We start from the raw sequence: 18,454 nt of genomic DNA on the forward strand, positions 1-18,454 counted from the left end.
GCCCCAACTCACGTCGCCGGCCCCTTCCGGCGTCACCTCGCCCCGTAGGCAGGGGAACTGACGGACCGGGACTTTCAGGACGTCTTCTTCGCCCGGGCGGCGCGCTTCATCTCCTGCTTGTGGGACCGGACCTTGGCCAGGGACTCCGGACCGGTGATGTCGGCCGCGGAGCGGTACGACCCCTCCTCGCCGTACGCACCGGCCGCCTCCCGCCAGCCCGGGGGCCGCACGTCGAACTGCTTGCCGAGCAGGGCCAGGAAGATCCGCGCCTTCTGTTCGCCGAACCCGGGCAGCGCCTTCAGCCGGGCCAGCAACTCGGCCCCGTCGGCGGCGTCGCTCCAGATCGCGGTCGGCTCGCCGTCGTAGGTGTCGACGAGGTACTGGCAGAGGGTCTGCACGCGCTTGGCCATGTTTCCCGGATAGCGGTGGACGGCCGGCTTCTCCTTCAGCAGGTCGGCGAAGGCGTCGGGGGCGTACGCGGCGATCTCGGCGGCGTCCAGGTCGTCCCGGCCCATGCGGCTGGCGATGGTGTACGGGCCGGAGAACGCCCACTCCATCGGGACCTGCTGGTCGAGCAGCATGCCGACGAGCGCGGCGAGCGGGCTGCGGCTCAGCAGCGCGTCCGCCTCGGGCTGCTGGGCGAGGTGGATCGTGGGACTCATGTACCGATGGTCACCCGGGCGGGGGCGGCCCGCCAGCGATCCGCGTCCGGGCGGCGTGTACTCGCCACGCGGGCGTACGCCGGGTGGGGGCGGGAATCCAGGGACCATGGACATCAAGGACACCGGGACCCCCGCCGCCGTGTACAGCGGGGGCCCCGGTGGGCTCGCGGGGCGCGTGGTGCGCGCCCGTGTTCGGATCGCTACTCGGCGGCGGGAGCCTCCGGGGCTTCGGCGGCTTCAGCGGCTTGCGGGGCTTCAGCGGCTTCCGGCGCCGGGGTCTCGGCGGCCGGTTCGGCACCGGGGTGATGGTGGTGGTGCGTCGGGGAGAGGATCGAGGCGTCCTTGAGGATCACGGCGTGTTCCAGGACGTCCTCCGCCGGGTCGTCGATCTGGCCGATCGAGACCAGCGAGAGCTGGTGGCCGTTGCGGGTCTCGTCGGCGGCGGCAGTGCCGGTGGGGAACGTGGCGGCGAGAGCCGTCGCGCCGAGTGCGGTCAGTATGAGCCGGGCGTGCGTGGTCCTGGTCAATGTCGTCTCCGCCTGCGTGGGATCGGGTCGTAAGGAGTCGGAACGCGGTGCTCGCGGGGTGTATCCGCCAAACCGGCCAGGAGGTCACGGCGGTAAACCGAGCAAACACACAATTCACTCGTTCGGTCTATAAGAAAAACCCGGACGCACTAGCACGGAGGGGGCGAGTCGGATGGGCGCCGAACTGCTGGACGAGCACGGTCGTCCCGCACGTTTCGTCCGGAGCGGTGGTGCGTGCGGGCCGCCGCGGTCGCGCGGGGGAGCCACGGTGGTCGCACGTCCCGCACGGACGCACGACCACCGCGTTCGCGGGCCGGGCTCACCCGCCGTCGGCGGCTCAGGGCAGCCCGGCGTGCAGGGCGTTCATCAGCGTTCCGGTCGGAGTGTCACCGGACATCTCCCAGACCATGGCGCCGAGCAGCCCCTTGGACTTGATCCACTCGGCCTTCCTGCCGATGGACCAGGTGTCGTCGAAGCTCCACCACGTCCCGCCAGGGCCGGTGTAACCGTACGTGGAGATCGACTGCGGGTCGTGGTGCACGGTCATGTTCGGGTAGCTGGTCATCATGTTGTGGTAGCCCCTGATGCCCGCCTCCTCGGCGAACTGTCCGGGGGCCGCGCCGTTCGCGGTCTGCCATTCGCCGTTCACCCCGGGCGCGCCCGCGGCGACGTCCTTCCAGCCCCGGCCGTAGAAGGGGAAGCCGACCGTGAGCTTGCGCGGGTTGACGCCGGCGTCGAGGTAGGTCTGTACGGCCCGCTCGACGCTGAAGTCGAAGGGGTACGGGTCCTGGGCGTCCCGGTGCAGATTGGCCTGGTGGCCGGTGCGCAGCGGCTCCCAGGAGTTGTCGCTGCCGGAGCCGTGGAAGTCGTAGCCCTGGACGTTGGCGTAGTCGAGGTAGTCGAAGATCTTCGTCAGGTCCCAGCCGGCCGCGATCTTCGCCGGGTCGGCGGGGGTGAAGGCGGTCAGCAGCCGGTGCTCGCCGCCGAGCGCGTCGAGTTGCTTGCGGAACTCGGCCAGCAGCGCGGTGAGGTTGTCCTTGTCGGCCGCCTTCCAGTGGTTGCCCGGGTGGCCCTCGGCGCCCGGCCACTCCCAGTCGATGTCGATGCCGTCGAAGACGCCGGCGCCGGTGCCGGGGCCGCCCGCGCCGTTGTAGACGGGCAGGTTGCCCTTGATCCAGACGTCCACGCAGGAGCGGACGAACTTCTCCCGCGAGGCCGGGGTGGCGGCGGCGTCCGAGAAGAACTTGGAGAACGTCCAGCCGCCGAGCGAGACCACGAACTTCAGGTGCGGGTGCTTGGCCTTCAGCTTCTTGATCTGGTTGAAGTTGCCGCGCAGCTTGCCCCAGCCGTCGTCCGCGACGCCGTCCACGGACTGGGCGGCGGAGAACGGCCGGCCGTAGTCGGCGTCCGCGTCGCCCGCGCCGGTGCCCTCATCCGGGTCCTGCGGATTGCCGGATATGCCCTTGGTGACCCCGGCCTGGCAGGTCAGGTTGACCGGGTCGACGTTCTCGAAGGCGTAGTTGACAACGTCCAGCTTCGCGGCGGCGCCGGAGGTGTCGAGGTTCTTGACGAAGTACTGCCGCCCGTACAGGCCCCATTGGATGAAGTAGCCGACCTTGAGGTGGTTCCCGGGGCCGGCGACGTCATCGGTGGTGACGGCGAGGGCGCCCGAGGCGGGCGAGGAGTTGTCGGCGGTGTCGCGCGCCTTGACGGTGAAGGTGTAGGCCGTCGCCGGGGAGAGCCCGGTGACGGTGGCCGCGGTGGTGGTGACCGACTTGACCAGGGTGGCGCCGCGGAAGACGTCGTACGCGGCGACGGCGACGTTGTCGGTGGAGGCGTTCCAGGCGAGGCTCACCGAGGAGGCGGTCTTCGCGGTGGTGCGCAGGTTGCCCGGGGCGGTCGGCGGGGTCGGGTCGCTCGCCGGGTCGACCGTGCGCAGCGCCAGCGGGGCGCTCGGCGGGCCGAGGTTGCCCCGGGTGTCCTTGGCACGGACGGTGAAGGAGTAGGCGGTCGCCGGGGTCAGCCCGGTGACGATGGCTTCGGTCGCGCCGGCGGTGGAACCCGCCACCACGGCACTGCCGTTGAGCACGTCGTACGAGGCGACGGGGTAGTCACCGGGGGTCGCCGCGTCCCAGGCGAGGGCGGCGGTGCGCGCGGTGACGGAGGTGGCGCGCGGGGTGCTCGGCGCGGTCGGCGGCTTGTCCGGGGTGCCGTCGCACTTGTCGCCGTTCACGGTGCAGGCGGTGGGGGTGCCCACGGGGCCGTTGCCGATGAACCAATAGCTCCAGGGGTTGCTGGTGCCGCCGGCCGGGATCGTGCCGTTGTAGTGGGCGTTCTTCACGGTGACGCGACGGCCGTTGACGGTGGCGTCGCCGTGGTAGTGGCCGGTGACGGTGACGCCGGCGGGCAGGTCGAACTCCAGCGTCCAGCCGTTGACGGCGGTGGTGCCGCTGTTGTGGATGGTGTAGACGCCGCGCCACCAGGAGCCGTTGTTCTCGGTGGAGAAGGTGGCGGTGAGGGTGCCGGCGGCCTGCGCGGGGGAGGCGGCGAGGCCGGTGAGGGTGGCCAGGGGGAGGGCGAGGGCGGCGAGCGCCGCGGCGATGCGGTTGCGCAGCTTGCGCGCGGCGCCGCGCGGGGTCGGGCGTCGGCGCCGGGATCTGTGGGGGTCTTCGTGGGGGTCTCTGTGGGGGTGGGTTCTCGTGAACATGGCTCTCCCTGCGGTAGGGGTGCGTGGCCGTGCTCAGGACGATCAACCGCTCGACCGTTCAGTCGATCAACCCCTCAAGCTACCTGGTCTGGACCAATCGGGAAGACGGCGGAAGCAGTGGCTTTCCGCCAGTGTCGGCATTCCGTCGCCGGCGGGTGGTGGGCGGGGCGTGGTGGTCTGTACCTTTCCTTGCGTACTCCTGACCGGGCTCGACCGGGTTTCGCCGGGAGGCGTCATGGGCGGCACGACATGAGCGGCACGACGGGCACCGACGCGAGCACGGGCGCGGGCGCGGGCGCGGGGCCGGACGCGGGCGCGGAATCAGGCACCGACGAGGACGTCGACGGCGCGCGGCGCCCGGGCGGGCTCGCGGCACTCGGCGTCCCGCCCGACGAGGAGTTCCTGTACCGGGCGCTGCTGACCCGCCCCCGGGCGACCGTCGCCGAACTCGCCACCGCCACCGGTTGGAACGCCGCCCGCGTCCGCCGCCGCACCCGCGCGCTGGAGCGACGCGGCATGCTGCTGCGGACGGCCTGCCGCCCGGTGCGCTTCACCCCCGCCCCGCCGGACGTGGTGCTCGACGCGCTCGCGCGTCGGCGCGAGGAGGAGATCGCCCGGGCCCGGCTCGCCGCGGTCGCGCTCACCGATGCGTTCCGCGCGGCGGGCCCCGAGGAGGGCCCGGCGCTGCAACGGCTCGGCGGCGACGGCCCGTCCCTGGACCGGATGGCGCGCCGACTCCAGGCGGTGGCGCGCGAGGAGGTGCTGACCTTGGGAGTGCCGGACCCCGGTGCGGCCCTGGGAGTGCCGGGGACGTCCCCTGTCGTACGCCGGGCCCTGTACGACCCCGGGCCGGCGCCCGCGCCCCCCGGGGTGGAGGGCCGGGTGCTCGTCGAGCCGGCACCGCTCGCGCTGGTCGTCGTGGACCGCCGCACCGCGCTGGTGCGGGGCCCCGGTCAGGGCCCGGACGCGGAGGAGGGCGCCCTGCTGCTGCGCGCCTCCGCGCTGCTCGACGGGCTGCTGACGTTGTACGAGTTGCTGTGGGAGCGCTCCGTACCGGCAGGGGACGAAGGGGCGGACGGCCCGCTGTCCGCCGCCGACCAGCAGCTGCTGACGCTGTCCGCGGCCGGACTGACGGACCGGGCCATCGCCCGTCGGCTGGGCGTCGCGCAGCGCACGGTGGAGCGCCGGATGCGGCGGATCATGAACGAGTTGGGCGCCCGCACCCGCTTCCAGGCGGGGCTCCAGGCCGCGGGCCACGGGATCAGCGCGGTGCGTAATGGTCCAGGAACATGTCCACACCGCTGACGACCAGTTGCTCCGTCAGCTCGTCGTCGATGGTCGCGCCGTAGTGCCCGAAGACCAGGTGCGGATGGACCAGCAGTGCGTGGAGCTGGATCGTGGCCACCTCCAGGTCGGGGATGACCAGTCGGCCGCGGTCGGCGAGGGTCCGTAGCGCCCGGGCGACCTCCGGGTGGTGGCTGGTGGGGCTGCCCTCGCGCCAGGCGCGCGCCAGGTCGGGGAAGCGGTGCAGCTCGGCGGCGACGAGGGTGCGCAGGGCGGCGAGTTCATGGTCCTCGCGCACGGCGCGGACCCAGGCGCGGGCGGTCTCGACGAAGGCGGCGCGCAGGTCGTCGGCGTCGGCGAGACGGTCGAGACGAGCGACGGCCCCGGACGCCCCGGCCCCGGCCGCCGGTTGGTCGGGCCCCGGCCGGCCCGTCACCGGCTGGTCGACCGCGCCCGCGACCACCGCGGTGAACAGCGCTTCCTTGCTGCCGAAGTGGTTGTAGACCGTCACCTTGGAGACGCCCGCCTCGGCGGCGATGGCGTCCATGCCGACGCCGAAGCCGTCGCGCAGGAAGAGGGTGCGGGCGGCGGTGACGATGGCCTGCCGCTTCCGCTCGGCGCGGGGGCCGCGAGGTCCGCTCGGCTCGCTGGGGCGGTTGGTGTCCACGGTGTCCACGCCCTCGATCGTACCCATCCATCTGAACTGTACGGTTGAGTTCACGTGAACTGAACTGTACGGTTCAGTTATCGGGGGCCCGGCCACCCACAGATGTCCCTACCGTCCGGCGCCCCTCCTCCCTTTGCCGCCCTCCCAAGGAGCAGCCATGTCCGCAACCGACGCCCATCCGCACGGCCACCAGCACGGCCACCCGCACACCGGCGCCGCGCAGCACCCGCCGCCGCCCCCGCGCCGCTGGGCCGCGCTCGCCGTCATCTGCCTGGCGCAGTTCATGCTGGTCCTCGACGTGACCGTGGTGAACGTCGCGCTCCCCGACATGGCCGCCGACCTCGACCTCGACCGTGCCGCCCTGACCTGGGTCGTCACCGCGTACACCCTCGCCTTCGGCGGCCTGATGCTGCTCGGCGGCCGGCTCGCGGACACCCTGGGCACCCGCCGCGTGCTCCTCGCCGGCCTCGCCGTCTTCACCGCCGCGTCCCTGGTCACCGGGCTCGCGCAGAGCGCGGAACTGCTGATCGGCGGCCGGCTCGCGCAGGGCGTCGGCGCGGCGCTGCTCTCCCCCGCTGCGCTCGCGGTCGTCACCACCTCCTTCCACGGCCCGGAGCGCAACCGCGCGCTCGGCGTGTGGGCGGCGATCGGCGGCACCGGCTCGGCGTTCGGCGTGCTGATCGGCGGTGCGCTCACCGAAGGGCCGGGCTGGCAGTGGGTCTTCTACGTGAACGTGCCCGTCGGCCTCGCGGTCCTCGCCGTACTCCCCGCGCTGGTGCCGGCCGCCGCGCCCGGGGCCCGTACCGCCGCCCGGCTGGACGTGCCCGGCGCGCTCCTCGTCACCACCGCGACCGGTGCGCTGATCTACGGGCTCGTGCACGCCGGCGACGACGGCTGGGGCGATGCCGTGACCCTGCTCGCCCTCGCCGGCTCGGCCGTGCTGTACGCGGCGTTCGCGGCGGTCGAACGCGCCTCCCGCGCACCGCTGATGGACCTGCGGATGCTCACCCGCCGTCCGGTGGTCGCCGGCTCGTTCCTGATGCTGGTCGCCACCGCGCTGCTGATCTCCTTCTTCTTCCTCGGCTCGATGTACCTCCAGCACGCGCGCGGCTTCGGCCCGCTCAAGACCGGTCTCGCCTTCCTGCCGGTCGCGGTCGGCGTCGGTCTCGGCGCGCACCTGGGCTCCCGGCTGGTCGGCCGGATCGGCAGCCGCGCCTGCGCGGTGGGCGGCACGGCCGTCGCGACGGCCGGCGCGGTGCCGCTGGCGCTGCTCTCCGACGACTCCTCTGTGTACGGCGTCTTCGTCCCCGGCCTCGTCGTGGCGTCGCTGGGCGTCGGCGCGGTGTTCGTGACGGCGACGACGACGGCGCTCGCGATGGTCGCGCACGAGGAGGCGGGGCTCGCGTCCGGAGTCGTCAACACCTTCCACGAGGTGGGCGCTTCGGTCGGCGTCGCCGTGGTCTCCACGGTCGCCGCGGCGGGCATCGGCGCCGGTGCGACCGCCGGGTTCACGGACGCGTACGCACTGCTCGCCGTCGTCGCGGGCGCCAGCGCGCTCGCTTCGGTCGCCCTCGTCCCGCGGGGCCGCCCCGAGATGACGGGCGTCCCCCATGCGCACTGAGTCGAGCCCGCCGGCCACCCTCGTACGGCTGCTGCTCCTCGCCGCCGTCCTGGGGGCGGGCGGCCCGCGCCCCCGGCTCGACCCGGCCGCGGGCGCGGGCGCGGGGCTCGGCGTGCACTTCGCGATCGGCCCGGCTGCGGCGGCGCGCCTCGCGGCGGCGGACCCGGAGGACGTGCAGTCGTACGTGGCGGAGTTGGAGGACCGGGCGGAGTGCGGCACGCGGGACGGCTGCTGGGTGGCGACGGACGGGCAGTGGCTGGTGCTGCACCGCTGCGTCACGGCCGGGCCGGGTGAATCGGGCCGTCCGCCGGGCCCGTTGACGTACGCCTTCCTCGGCACCCGCCGACTGGCCGCCCCGCCCGACTTCTTCGCGGCCTCCCTGCTCGCCCCCGCCGAAGCGGCCCGCACCGCGGAGGCCCTGGCGGGGGTGGGCCGGAGCTGGCTGCGGAGCCGCTTCCGACTGCTGGGCGCCGGTGACGACCCGGCGTTCGACCACGCGTGGGAGGCGTTCGGGGACCTCCGGACCTTCTTCGCCCGCGCCGCGTCCTCGTCCCGCGCGGTCCTCTTCACGGCGACGTGCTGAGCCGCCGACGCACTGCGGGCGACGCCGTTGCCGCACCGCGTGCGGTCGCGCCGTGCTGATCGAGCGATCGTGGCGCCCGCGGCCCGGTGGTGGGGCTGGTCGCGCAGTTCCCCGCGCCCCTGAAAACCCCCGCCACCCGCCCGCACTTGAGTGACGGGGTAGCGAATCAGGGGCGCGGGGAACCGCGCGAGCAACACCGGGCCGCGGGCGCCACGATCGCCTGATCAGCACGGCGTCACCACGCCCGCGAAGGCGAGGGCATTGCCCGCGGGGATCGCCGGTTCATGTGGTCGCGCCCCGGGCAGTACCTCTGCGATGCCGACCCGCTGCGGTGCGCCGCGCCGGAGCTGCCGCCCCGACACCGCCAGGGGGAATCGCATGCCGTCCAGACAGGAAGAGTCCAGACGGGACGAGTCCGAGCCGGGGTCGCAGGGGTGGGAGGACCCGTCCTCCCCCGACCACGAACCCGCCCCCTCGCCCGAGATGCGGCGGCGCGTCGCCGCGGCGAGCTTCGTCGGCACGGCGATCGAGTTCTACGACTTCTACATCTACGGCACCGCCGCCGCGCTCGTCCTCGACGACGCGTTCTTCCCGCACCTCTCCCCGGTCAACAGCGTGCTCGCGTCCTTCTCCACGTACGCCGTGGCCTTCGTCGCCCGCCCCGTGGGCGCCGTCCTCTTCGGCCACTTCGGCGACCGGCTCGGCCGCAAGTCGATGCTCGTGGCGTCGCTGCTGCTGATGGGCCTGTCGACGGCGGCGATCGGCCTGCTGCCGACGTACGACACCTGGGGCGCGTGGGCTCCGGCGCTGTTGGTGACGCTGCGCTTCCTCCAGGGCATCGGGCTGGGCGGCGAGTGGGGCGGCGCGGCGCTGCTCGCGGTGGAGCACGCCCCCGCCGACCGGCGCGGCCGGTTCGCGGCGTACCCCCAACTCGGCCCGGCCCTCGGCTTCTTCGCCGCGACGGGCGTCTTCCTGCTGCTGACCAGCGCTTTGAGTGATTCGGCGTTCGAGGGGTGGGCGTGGCGGGTGCCGTTCCTGCTGTCGCTGGCGCTGGTGGCCGTGGGCCTGTTCGTCCGGCTGCGGATCAGCGAGACGCCGGCCTTCCGCCGCGTGGTGGCGGACCGGCGCACCAGCCGCAACCCCTTCGTCGACGTCGTGCGCGACCACCCGCGGGAACTGCTGCTGGGCGCGGGCGGGATGGTGGTGGCGTACGGCCTGTTCTACACCGCCGCGACGTACTGCCTGGCGTACGGCACCAAGACGCTCGGGATCAGCCGCACCACGATGCTGCTGGCCGAGATGGTCGCGGCCCTCCTCCTCGCCGTCGGCACCTGGTTCGCCGCGACCCGCTCCGACCGGCTGGGCCGACGCCGCATGGTGCTGGCGGGCACGGTCGCCGCGGTGCTGTGGGGCCCGCTGCTCTTCCCCCTGCTGGACACCGGTCGGCTCTCGATGATCGTGCTCGGCATCGGCGGCACGCTGTTCATCTCGGGCGTGATCTACGGCCCGATGGGCGCCTTCCTGCCGGAGCTCTTCCCCGCTCACCTGCGCTACTCCGGCGCCGGCTCCGCCTACAGCCTCGGCGGCGTCCTCGGCGGCGCCGTCGCTCCCCTGGTCTCCACCCGCCTCCAGGACCAGCTCGGTTCCTGGGCGGTCGGCTGGTACGTGAGCCTGATGGCGCTGGTGTCGCTGGTGTGCGTGCTGCTGCTGCCGGAGACCAGAGAACGCTAGGGACCGCTGTCGGCGTCGGATCGTACGATCGCTGTCCATGGCCATGGACTGGGTGGAACAGGCGGGCAAACTACGGCAATGGGCTCAGAACGGCATGCGGGCGCCCCACAAGCCGCTGCTGTTCCTGTACGCCCTGGGCCGCTTCCAGGAGGACCCGGACGGGGCGCTCGCGTACAGCGCGGTCGAGGACGACCTCAAGCGCCTGCTCGGGGAGTACGCGCCGCGCAACAGGAAGTCCCCCAACTATCCCTTCCACCACCTGGCCAGCGACGGCGTGTGGGAGGTGCACACCTCGCGGGGCCCCGGCAGCCCCGGCAACGGCGTGACGCAACTACGCGAGGCCAACGCGGTCGGCCGCCTCGCCCCCGACCTGCGCCGCGCCCTGCGTCAGGACTCCGCCCTGCTGGGCCGGATCGCCCGCGTCCTGCTCGACCGGCACTTCCCGCCGTCCCTGCACGGCGAACTCTGCGACGCCGTCGGCCTGGAACTCGAACTCGCGGAGACCGCGACCGTCTCGGCCCGCCGCCGCAGCCGCGACCGCCAGCTGCGGGACCTGGTCCTCACCGCGTACGAGTACCAGTGCGCCTTCTGCGGCTACGACGGCCACATCGGCACCACCCCGGTCGGCCTGGAAGCCGCCCACGTCCGCTGGTGGGCCCTGGACGGCCCGGACACGGTCGACAACGCACTGTGCCTGTGCTCCCTGCACCACAAGCTCTTCGACAAGGGCGTCCTCGGCGTCACGCCGACCCACCACGTCATGGTCTCCCAGTCCTTCGTCGGCCGCAGCGAATCCGCCCGCACCCACGTCCTGGCCCTGTCCGCCCGCCCCCTGCTGGGCCCCCAACCGGGCAACCCGCGGATCGCCGCCGAGCACCGGGAGTGGCACGAGGCGCAGGTCTTCCACGGGAAGCCGAGGGAGCCGGCGGCCGGGGTGCGCGTGCCGGCGAGCGGAGAATAATGGCAGGTGGGGTCGGTGCCACGGGCCTCGACGCCGTGGTGCCGCTTCCGGTCGGAGGTGCAGCGGGCATGGCAGCCAAGCAGCGGGCGACGAGGACGCAGCCGGCGAAGGGTCCTGCGAAAGGGGCGCCGAAGGAGACTCCGAAGAAGGCGGCGAAAGCGCGGCCGGCGAAGGAGCAGTTGGCCTACGGGGGGCTGTTGCGGCGCGGGCGGCGCAGTGCGTTGTCGCCGTGGGAGCGGGCCGAACGGGGGCGGGCCGTGCGCAAGGAGGTGCCGCGGTCGCAGCACGCGGAGTACGCGCCGGACGCGCGGCGGCGCGATCCGGTGGACGTCGTCGAGGCGCAGTCCGCGACGCGCGTGCCGGAGCTGGTGCCGATCCGGTACGGGCGGATGGTCGAGTCGCCGTTCCGCTTCTACCGCGGCGCCGCCGCGATCATGGCCGGGGACCTGGCGGCGGCCACGCCCAGCACCGGGCTCACCGCGCAGCTCTGCGGGGACGCCCACATGATGAACTTCCGGCTGCTCGGCTCCCCCGAGCGCCGGCTGGTCTTCGACATCAACGACTTCGACGAGACGCTGCCGGGGCCGTGGGAGTGGGACGTGAAGCGGCTCGCGACCAGCCTGGTGATCGCCGGCCGGGAGAACGGCTACTCGAAGAAGGAGCGGGCCGGCGTGGTGCGCGCGGCGGTGCGCACGTACCGGCAGCGGATCAGGGCGTACGCCGGCATGGGCCATCTGGAGGTCTGGTACGACCACGGCGACATGGAGCAGGTGCAGGCGCTCGCCGACGAGCGGTTGGACCAGCGCGGGCGGATGCGGCTGGCCGACGCGATGGCGAAGGCGCGGACCCGTGACAGCCTCCAGGCGTTCCACAAGCTCACCGAGATGCGCGACGACGGACGCCGCTTCGTCGCCGATCCGCCGCTGGTCGTGCCCGTCGACGAACTGCTGCGGGGTGCGGAGTTGGACCGGCTGGTCCAGCAGATCCACGACCTGGTCGAGCGGTACGCCACCTCGCTGCCCATGGAGCGCCGGCACCTGCTGGCGCAGTACCGGGTCGTCGACATCGCCCGCAAGGTGGTGGGCGTCGGCAGCGTCGGCACCCGTTGCTGGATCCTGCTGCTGCTCGGCCGGGACGACGGCGATCCGCTGATCCTCCAGGCCAAGGAAGCCGACCGCTCGGTGCTCGCCCCCCACGTCGGCGAGAGCGCGTACGACAACCAGGGGCAGCGGGTGGTGGCGGGGCAGCGGTTGATGCAGGCCGTGGGGGACGTGTTCCTCGGCTGGGAGCGGATCACGGACGTGGACGTGCCGCAGCGCGACTTCTACGTGCGGCAGTTGCACGACTGGAAGGGCATCGTGGTCCCGCAGTCGATGGTCCCGCGCGGCATGCGGCTCTTCGCGGAGCTGTGCGGTGCGACCCTGGCCCGGGCGCACGCCCGCTCCGGCGACCGGATCGCGATCGGCGCGTACCTGGGCGGCGGCGACGTCTTCGACACCGCGGTGGTCACCTTCGCCGAGCAGTACGCCGACCAGAACGAGCGCGACCACCAGGCGCTGGTGGACGCCGTGCGCAAGGGCCGGGTGCGGGCCGAGGAGGCGTGACGCCGCACCCCTCGAACCGGCGGCGCTACTTCCAGGGGATGTTGCGCCAGGGGCTCGCGGGGTCCGTGGTCAGGGTGCGGTGGGAGGCGAGGGCGTTCTCGTACCAGTCGCCGAACTCCTCCTCGTCGAAGTGGAGGCAGCGCCCGAGGACGTACGCCGCCGACATCTCCTCCCACGAGCGGTAGTTGGCGCGACAGGCCCGGCCCGCGCGCAGCAGCCCGTCCTCCGTCTCCGCCACGGTGCAGTAGCGGGCGCCCAGGCCCCAGCGGGCCATGCAGGAGGCGCGGCCGTAGTCCCACGCCTCGACGGAGCGGATGAAGCCGCCCTCCGGCAGCAGTCCGTCGGCGCGGAACCGGGCCTCGTAGCGGGCGATCCGGCCGATGAGCCGCTGGACGCCGGCGATCTGGGCGGCCACTTCGGACTCGGGGCGCACCTCGCCGGGGGCGACGCCCTCGGGGGTGATGCGCGGTTCGGCGGCGCGGTCGGCGTTGGCGCGGACGACGCGTTCGGCGACGGCGCGCCAGTGGTCGACCTCGACGGCGCCGGCGAAGTCCAGGGCCAGGGAGCGGCGCAGTTGCAGCGCGAACTCCCAGACGGGGCTGACCATCTCGGCGCGCAGCAGTCGCTCCAGGATCTGCTGCCAGTCCGCGCGGGTGTCGATGCCCCACCACTCGCGCAGCCGGCTGCGCTCCCGCAGGTAGCCGCCGCCGTGGTAGCCCACCGCGTTCCAGAACTCGCCGTTGCCGACGAACAGCAGCGCCCCGCAGGCCAGTCCGTGCGCCACCGGGCCGTGCAGCGGGCCGCCGACGTGCAGGGCGCGCAGCCGGCCGTTGAGCCCGAAGCCGTCCTCGGAGGGCAGGGCGTGGCGCAGCCACTGGGCGCGGTGGGCGGGGGTGGTGGGGAAGTACGCCTCGCACGGGGAGCCGGGGTTGATCACGATCCAGGGCGGGTCGTGCTGCTTCCACTCCCGGGCGAACCAGCCGAGGGAGCCGGAGGTGTAGACGGGGTCCTGGGTCGGCACCGGCAGCATGCCCTCGGTGACGAGGGCGAGGCACTGGGCGCCGACCTGGGGGGAGAAGTGCGGCAGCAGCTTCATGCGGTCGGGGTTGGCGTCGACGAACGTGCGGGACTCGGCCGCGTACAGCCAGTTGCGGCCGAGGACGTCGAAGTAGGCGGGCCAGTCGCCGCGCGTCTTCGCCTCGTACAGCTCGCGCTCGATGTGGCTGGGGGCCTGCCAGGAGGGCGCCGTCCCGGGATTTCCACCGGGGGGCGGCGGGCCGCCGAAGCCGCCGGGTGCTCCGCTGGACGCGTCGCCGAACGCACCGTCGGGGCCCGGGCCGGTCGTCAGCCCCTCCCCGTTCCCCATGTCCATCCCCATGCCCGTCCCCATGGGACGACTCTACCGAGCGGGTGTTCGGAGCCCGACGCGGCGGTGGGCCGGTCGAACGGTGCGCGGGGCGCGGCCGGGTGACGGCGGCGTCCGGCCGTCGTGTCGACGGCCGTTCGACGCCCGACGTCGGTACGAGTGACGGGTACGCGTGCCCAGGCGTCCGCGGACCAGGAGTCGGCGGACAAGAAGTCGGCGGACAAGGAGTCGGCGCCGAAACAACTGGAACGAACAGAAATACCGTAAGCACCGGAACAAGAAGGGGACCCGTTCGTGCCCGTACCGTCCACGATCGACCATCGAGCCACCGGCTACAGCCTGCCGCACGCCTACTGGATGGCGCGGGCAGCGGAGTTGGCGTACCAGCCGCCCGACCAGGTCCGCCGGCAGGCGCAGGAGTGGGGCTTCGACCGCGTGCGCCACCACGAGTCGCTGTTCGAGCCGCCGTTCGCGCTGGACGACACCCAGGCGTACACCATGGCCAGCGACCGGATGATCGTGACGGCGTTCCGCGGGACGGAGCCCGTGCAGATCCGGGACTGGCTGTCGGACGCCAACACCCCGCCGTGGCCCGGGCCGGCGATGACCGGATACGTGCACTACGGCTTCGGCGCGGCGCTGGACTCGGTGTACCCGGAGGTCAGGGACACCATCGCGGAGTTCCGGGACGGCGAACAGACGGTGTGGTTCACCGGGCACAGCCTGGGCGGTGCGCTGGCGATGCTCGCGGGCTGCCAGCTGTACCTGGAGAAGCCCAAGGTGCGTGCGGACGGGGTGTACACCTTCGGGCAGCCGCGGACCTGCGACCGGACCCTCGCGGCGGCGACCAACCAGGGCTTCAAGGACCGCTTCTACCGTTTCGTGAACAACAACGACATCGTGCCGCAGCTGCCGCCCGAGCCGGCGTACACCCACGTCGACGCGGTGCGCTACTTCGACGCGAAGGGGAAGCTGCACTCGGCGATGCCGCTGCTGCCGGGGCTCGCGGACCGGGCGCGGGGGCTGACGGCGGACGCGTTCGCGCCGGCGAGCGACGGGGTGCGGGACCACTTCATCACCAACTACATCGCGGTGTTGGAGAAGAACCTGGACTGAAGGGCCTCCGCCGAAGGGCCTCCGCCGAAAGCCTTCGGCTGAGGAGACGGAGGAGACGGAAGGGTCAAAGGGGCCGCCCGACACATCGGGCGGCCCCTCTTCTTCACGGGCGTACGGCGACGGCGGCGTAACGGCGCGCTCACAGCGCCCGCAGGCGCTCCAGCGACGCCGTGAGGTCCGCGGGCGCGGGCCGGTTGTGCGGCAGCTTCGCCAGGACCGCGGCCATGCCGCAGGTGTTGGTGAGGGCGGAGAACACCAGCCCGCCCGCGACGCCCCCCGCGAGCAGCAGCCAGGCCGGGTGCACCAGGGCGCCGAGCCCGACACCGGTCAGCACCAGGGTGCCGGCGGTCAGCCGGACCTGGCGGTCCATGGCCCAGGCACGGCGGGGCACCGCGCAGACGGTCCCGGCTTCGGCCCCGGAGACGGACTCCGGGTGCTCCAGCGCCAGCCCGCGCTCCGCCCACGCCGACGTGCCGCCGACGAGCGTCGCGGCGCGCACCCCGTGCCGGGCCAGCGCCGCACAGGCCCGCTCCGACCGCGCACCCGACGCGCACACCATCAGCAGCGGTCGCCGCCCGGCGGCCCCGGTCAGCTCGGGCAGCGCCCGGCGGAGCTGGTCGAGGGGGACGTTGACGGCGCCGGGCAGGTGTCCGGCGGCGTACTCACCGGGCGTACGGACGTCGACGACGGCCAGCTCGGACAGCCGGGCGTACGCCCCGTCGACGTCGAGGCGCGCGCCGATGCCGGCGTTCGTGTTCGTGTTCGTGCTCATCTTCTACTGCCTTTCCCTTGCGTTACGGCGCCGACCTCGGTGTTCGCAGTCGGGTGCCGAATCGGGGTAAATTACCCCCAGGGGTATCTGGACGTCGCCAGAGGTCTCAGGGGGATCCATCGAGGAGGGTCGTTCGTGGAGCTGGACATGGCCGCGGCCGAACTGAAGGCCGTGCTGAACCGCCTGCGCCGGGCGCAGGGGCAGATCTCCGGAGTCATCCGCATGATCGAGGAGGGGCGCGACTGCGAGGACGTCGTGACCCAGCTCGCCGCGGCGTCGCGCGCCCTCGACCGGGCGGGGTTTGCCATCATCGCCACCGGCCTCCAGCAGTGCATGACCGACATCGAGTCGGGTGCGAAGCGCGAGGAGGACCCGGAGAAGATGCGGGCGCGGCTGGAGAAGCTCTTCCTGTCGCTGGCGTGACGCGGCGCGCGCCGCCGCAGCGCCGCTGACCAGGGCGTCGTACGTCGTACGGCGCCCCCACCGCGTAACTCCGGGACCGCCGCTCACCGCGGGCACCGCCGCATCGCGCCCGCCGCTCACCACGAGCCCCACCACACCGCGTCCACGAGCATCACGGCCGCCACCGCCGCCAGCCCCCACGCGAACACCTTCCGCAGGGTCCCGGCGTCCACCTTCCCGGCGAGCCGCTTGCCGTCCCACGCCCCCAGCACCGCCGCGCCCGCGAACGGCGCGATCAGCCCCCAGTCCAGCCCTTCGGCCGTCCCGGAGCGGGTGGCGAGCGCGGCGAGCGCGTTCACGCTGATCACCAGCAGGCTGGTGCCGACGGCGGCCCGCATGCGCAGCCCGAGCGTGCCGGTCAGGGTCGGTACGACGAGGAAGCCCCCGCCCACGCCCAGGACGCCGGTCACCGCGCCGAGTCCGGCACCCGCGCCGGCCGCGGCACCCGGCCGCCCGGGCCGTACCGCTTCGGTGGCACCGTCGTCAGCCCCTGCGGGGCGGAGCATCCGGACCGCCACCACCGCGGCGATCACGGCGAAAGCCCCGGTCAGCACGGCCTCCGGCAGCCGCCCGGCGAGCGCGCCGCCGAGCGCCGCGGGCACGAGGCCCGCCGCCGCGAAGAGGCCACCGGTGCGCCAGCGCACGTTGCCCTCGCGGGCGTGGACGACGAGCGCGGTCGCGGAGGTGACGGCGACGATCACCAGGCTCGCGGTGGTGGCCGCGGCCGGGCTGAAGCCGAGCAGATAGATCAGGGCGGGGACGGCGAGGACGCTGCCGCCGCCCCCGAGGCCGCCCAGCGCGAGACCGACGACGGCCCCGGCGAGCAGCGCGAGAACGAGTGCGGTCATGCCGTCGGGTCACCGGCATCGGCAGCGTTCGCTCCGCTGACAACGTTCACTTCGCTGGCACCGTTCGCTTCGCTGAGCGCCAGCCCCGCCGCCTGCGCCGCCAGGAAGCCGTCGTCGATGGCGACGACCTCGCGCCCGGCGGCGTCCAGCAGGGACGCGGCGATCGCGGCCCGCATGCCGCCCGCGCAGTGCACCCACACCGTGCCCCCGGGCACCTCGCCCAGCCGGGACCGCAGCTGGTGCACGGGTATGTGGACGGACCCGGTGACCCACCCCTGCGCGGCGCGTTCGGAGTCCCGCCGTACGTCCAGCACGACGACCCCGTCCCCGACCGAGTCCGCCAGCTCCGCGAAGGTCGCGCGCCGGAAGGAACGCGGCTGCTCACCGTCGCGCAGCCACCCCTCCACCGCGCCCGTCGCCCCCGCGGCCGGCCGGTCGATCCCGACCCGCGCCAGCTCCCGCTGGGCGTCCGCGAGCTGCTGCGGCGATTCGGCGAGCAGGGTGATCGGCTTGCCCCACGGCACCAGCCAGGCCAGATACGTGGCGAGCTGCCCCTCCGCCTCGAAGTTCACCGCGCCCGCGACGTGCCCCGCCGCGAACGCGACCCGATTGCGCAGGTCGACGACCCACTCGCCCTCGGCCAGCCGCGCCGCGATCTCCTCGGCGTCGGCGACGGCGGGCGGGGCCAGGTCGACGGGCTGCGGCCCGCGGGCGTTCAGCGGCCCCATGTGCGTGTAGTACGCAGGGATATCGTCGAGCCCGGCGAGCAGCTCGGCGACGAACGTGTCGACGTCCTTGACCAGGGCTTCGTTGCCGATGCGCTCCGCGCCGATGGTGCTGCCGCCGCCGACCGCGCCGTTCTGCGCGGAGGAACAGAAGCTGCCGAAGCCGTGCGTGGGCAGGACGGCGGTCTGGTCGGGCAGCTCGTCGGCGAGCCGGTGCGCGGACGCGTGCTGCGCCCGGGCGAGCCCTTCAGTGAGGCGGGGCTCGACGAGGTCGGGCCGCCCGACGGTGCCGATGAGCAGCGAGCCGCCGGTGAACGCGGCGACGGGCGTGCCGGCCTCCTCCAGGACGTACGCGGTGTGGTGCGGGGTGTGCCCCGGGGTGGCGACGGCGCGCAGCACGAGGTCGGCGTCGACGTCGGCGCGGTCCCCGTCGGCGACGGGGGTGCGCTCGTACGCGACGCGGGCACCGGCCGGCACCAGATAGGCGGCGCCGGTGACGCGGGCGAGTTCGAGCCCGCCGGTCACGTAGTCGTTGTGGACGTGGGTCTCGACGACGTGCGTGATGCGCACGGAGCGCCGGGCGGCGGCCTCCAGGACCCGGTCGATGTCACGGGGCGGGTCGACGACGACGGCGGTTCGGCCGCCGCCGGCGAGGTAGCTGCGATTGCCGAGTCCCGGCACCTCAACGGTGTCGATGAAGAACACTGCCTTGTTCCTTTCCCTGCCGGTTTACCCCCCGGGGTATATCTGGACCGTACCAAATTACCCCCGGGGGTATACAAGCCCCCAGCAAAACCCCTGTTCGGAGGGGGTGCACA

At 73.5% G+C, this 18,454-nt stretch carries 16 protein-coding genes; 8 read left to right on the top strand and 8 right to left on the bottom strand.

Annotated elements, in window-relative coordinates; all coding sequences use genetic code 11:
* Positions 1 to 74: 74 nt before the first annotated feature.
* From AB0E05_RS05895 to AB0E05_RS05905, 3 genes are all read right to left on the bottom strand, one after another.
* Positions 75 to 662 carry an HhH-GPD-type base excision DNA repair protein gene (locus AB0E05_RS05895; RefSeq protein ID WP_361959395.1) on the bottom strand — a complete coding sequence of 196 codons (588 nt, stop codon included), beginning with the start codon at positions 660 to 662 and terminating at the stop codon, positions 75 to 77.
* A gap of 200 nt (positions 663 to 862) precedes the next feature.
* Positions 863 to 1,189, bottom strand: a complete 327-nt coding sequence (locus tag AB0E05_RS05900; protein ID WP_361959398.1) for a hypothetical protein — start codon at positions 1,187 to 1,189, stop codon at positions 863 to 865.
* Between the two features lie 337 nt (positions 1,190 to 1,526).
* A complete protein-coding gene (locus AB0E05_RS05905; protein ID WP_361959401.1) occupies positions 1,527 to 3,896 on the bottom strand; it encodes a glycosyl hydrolase family 18 protein in 2,370 nt (789 codons plus the stop codon).
* 249 nt (positions 3,897 to 4,145) lie between these two features.
* Here AB0E05_RS05905 and AB0E05_RS05910 point away from each other — a divergent pair, with 249 nt between their 5' ends.
* Complete coding sequence (locus AB0E05_RS05910; RefSeq protein WP_361959404.1) at positions 4,146 to 5,201, top strand: helix-turn-helix transcriptional regulator; 1,056 nt, start codon at positions 4,146 to 4,148, stop codon at positions 5,199 to 5,201.
* Here the strand turns inward: AB0E05_RS05910 and AB0E05_RS05915 are convergent.
* The gene (locus AB0E05_RS05915) at positions 5,158 to 5,874 is read right to left on the bottom strand and encodes a TetR/AcrR family transcriptional regulator (protein WP_361959407.1); all 717 of its coding nucleotides are present in this window, start codon (positions 5,872 to 5,874) and stop codon (positions 5,158 to 5,160) included. The two genes, AB0E05_RS05910 and AB0E05_RS05915, sit on opposite strands and share 44 nt — an antisense overlap.
* A gap of 130 nt (positions 5,875 to 6,004) precedes the next feature.
* Here AB0E05_RS05915 and AB0E05_RS05920 point away from each other — a divergent pair, with 130 nt between their 5' ends.
* From AB0E05_RS05920 to AB0E05_RS05940, 5 genes are all read left to right on the top strand, one after another.
* Entirely contained in the window at positions 6,005 to 7,468 is a 1,464-nt protein-coding gene (locus AB0E05_RS05920) for an MFS transporter (protein ID WP_361959410.1), read from the top strand.
* On the top strand, positions 7,458 to 8,051 hold the full coding sequence (locus AB0E05_RS05925) for a DUF1877 family protein (protein ID WP_361959413.1): 594 nt from the start codon (positions 7,458 to 7,460) through the stop codon (positions 8,049 to 8,051). The genes AB0E05_RS05920 and AB0E05_RS05925 overlap by 11 nt, the downstream gene beginning before the upstream one ends.
* Before the next feature lie 483 nt (positions 8,052 to 8,534).
* The gene (locus AB0E05_RS05930; RefSeq protein ID WP_361959892.1) at positions 8,535 to 9,782 is read left to right on the top strand and encodes an MFS transporter; all 1,248 of its coding nucleotides are present in this window, start codon (positions 8,535 to 8,537) and stop codon (positions 9,780 to 9,782) included.
* A 43-nt stretch (positions 9,783 to 9,825) separates the two neighbouring features.
* Complete coding sequence (locus AB0E05_RS05935; protein ID WP_361959895.1) at positions 9,826 to 10,743, top strand: phosphorothioated DNA-binding restriction endonuclease; 918 nt, start codon at positions 9,826 to 9,828, stop codon at positions 10,741 to 10,743.
* Between the two features lie 68 nt (positions 10,744 to 10,811).
* Complete coding sequence (locus AB0E05_RS05940) at positions 10,812 to 12,347, top strand: DUF2252 domain-containing protein (protein WP_361959416.1); 1,536 nt, start codon at positions 10,812 to 10,814, stop codon at positions 12,345 to 12,347.
* A gap of 25 nt (positions 12,348 to 12,372) precedes the next feature.
* Here the strand turns inward: AB0E05_RS05940 and AB0E05_RS05945 are convergent, their stop codons facing one another.
* Positions 12,373 to 13,737 carry a DUF1266 domain-containing protein gene (locus tag AB0E05_RS05945; protein WP_361959419.1) on the bottom strand — a complete coding sequence of 455 codons (1,365 nt, stop codon included), beginning with the start codon at positions 13,735 to 13,737 and terminating at the stop codon, positions 12,373 to 12,375.
* Between the two features lie 270 nt (positions 13,738 to 14,007).
* On the opposite strand from AB0E05_RS05945, the gene AB0E05_RS05950 reads away from it, so the two are divergent.
* The gene (locus AB0E05_RS05950) at positions 14,008 to 14,829 is read left to right on the top strand and encodes a lipase family protein (protein WP_361959422.1); all 822 of its coding nucleotides are present in this window, start codon (positions 14,008 to 14,010) and stop codon (positions 14,827 to 14,829) included.
* A gap of 139 nt (positions 14,830 to 14,968) precedes the next feature.
* On the opposite strand, the gene AB0E05_RS05955 is transcribed toward AB0E05_RS05950, so the two are convergent.
* Positions 14,969 to 15,601: a rhodanese-like domain-containing protein gene (locus tag AB0E05_RS05955; RefSeq protein WP_361959425.1), complete on the bottom strand. Its 633-nt coding sequence runs from the start codon at positions 15,599 to 15,601 to the stop codon at positions 14,969 to 14,971.
* Positions 15,602 to 15,736: 135 nt separating this feature from the next.
* Here AB0E05_RS05955 and AB0E05_RS05960 point away from each other — a divergent pair, with 135 nt between their 5' ends.
* A complete protein-coding gene (locus AB0E05_RS05960; RefSeq protein ID WP_361536119.1) occupies positions 15,737 to 16,024 on the top strand; it encodes a metal-sensitive transcriptional regulator in 288 nt (95 codons plus the stop codon).
* A gap of 116 nt (positions 16,025 to 16,140) precedes the next feature.
* Here the strand turns inward: AB0E05_RS05960 and AB0E05_RS05965 are convergent, their stop codons facing one another.
* Both AB0E05_RS05965 and AB0E05_RS05970 read right to left on the bottom strand, forming a co-directional pair.
* Positions 16,141 to 16,911 (bottom strand): sulfite exporter TauE/SafE family protein, encoded by a 771-nt coding sequence (locus AB0E05_RS05965; RefSeq protein WP_361959429.1) that lies wholly within the window; start codon positions 16,909 to 16,911, stop codon positions 16,141 to 16,143.
* On the bottom strand, positions 16,908 to 18,341 hold the full coding sequence (locus AB0E05_RS05970; RefSeq protein WP_361959432.1) for an MBL fold metallo-hydrolase: 1,434 nt from the start codon (positions 18,339 to 18,341) through the stop codon (positions 16,908 to 16,910). The genes AB0E05_RS05965 and AB0E05_RS05970 overlap by 4 nt, the downstream gene beginning before the upstream one ends.
* Between the last annotated feature and the right edge of the window lie 113 nt (positions 18,342 to 18,454).

Source organism: Streptomyces sp. NPDC048057 (assembly GCF_040653095.1).
Taxonomy (GTDB): domain Bacteria; phylum Actinomycetota; class Actinomycetes; order Streptomycetales; family Streptomycetaceae; genus Streptomyces.

Excerpts from the sequence above, each read along its gene's own strand:
- AB0E05_RS05895 (WP_361959395.1), bottom strand. The coding sequence starts at position 662 with ATGAGTCCCACGATCCACCTCGCCCAGCAGCCCGAGGCGGACGCGCTG.
- AB0E05_RS05905 (WP_361959401.1), bottom strand. The coding sequence starts at position 3,896 with ATGTTCACGAGAACCCACCCCCACAGAGACCCCCACGAAGACCCCCAC.
- AB0E05_RS05910 (WP_361959404.1), top strand. The coding sequence starts at position 4,146 with ATGAGCGGCACGACGGGCACCGACGCGAGCACGGGCGCGGGCGCGGGC.
- AB0E05_RS05915 (WP_361959407.1), bottom strand. The coding sequence starts at position 5,874 with ATGGGTACGATCGAGGGCGTGGACACCGTGGACACCAACCGCCCCAGC.
- AB0E05_RS05920 (WP_361959410.1), top strand. The coding sequence starts at position 6,005 with ATGTCCGCAACCGACGCCCATCCGCACGGCCACCAGCACGGCCACCCG.
- AB0E05_RS05925 (WP_361959413.1), top strand. The coding sequence starts at position 7,458 with ATGCGCACTGAGTCGAGCCCGCCGGCCACCCTCGTACGGCTGCTGCTC.
- AB0E05_RS05930 (WP_361959892.1), top strand. The coding sequence starts at position 8,535 with ATGCGGCGGCGCGTCGCCGCGGCGAGCTTCGTCGGCACGGCGATCGAG.
- AB0E05_RS05935 (WP_361959895.1), top strand. The coding sequence starts at position 9,826 with ATGGACTGGGTGGAACAGGCGGGCAAACTACGGCAATGGGCTCAGAAC.
- AB0E05_RS05940 (WP_361959416.1), top strand. The coding sequence starts at position 10,812 with ATGGCAGCCAAGCAGCGGGCGACGAGGACGCAGCCGGCGAAGGGTCCT.
- AB0E05_RS05945 (WP_361959419.1), bottom strand. The coding sequence starts at position 13,737 with ATGGGGACGGGCATGGGGATGGACATGGGGAACGGGGAGGGGCTGACG.
- AB0E05_RS05955 (WP_361959425.1), bottom strand. The coding sequence starts at position 15,601 with ATGAGCACGAACACGAACACGAACGCCGGCATCGGCGCGCGCCTCGAC.
- AB0E05_RS05965 (WP_361959429.1), bottom strand. The coding sequence starts at position 16,911 with ATGACCGCACTCGTTCTCGCGCTGCTCGCCGGGGCCGTCGTCGGTCTC.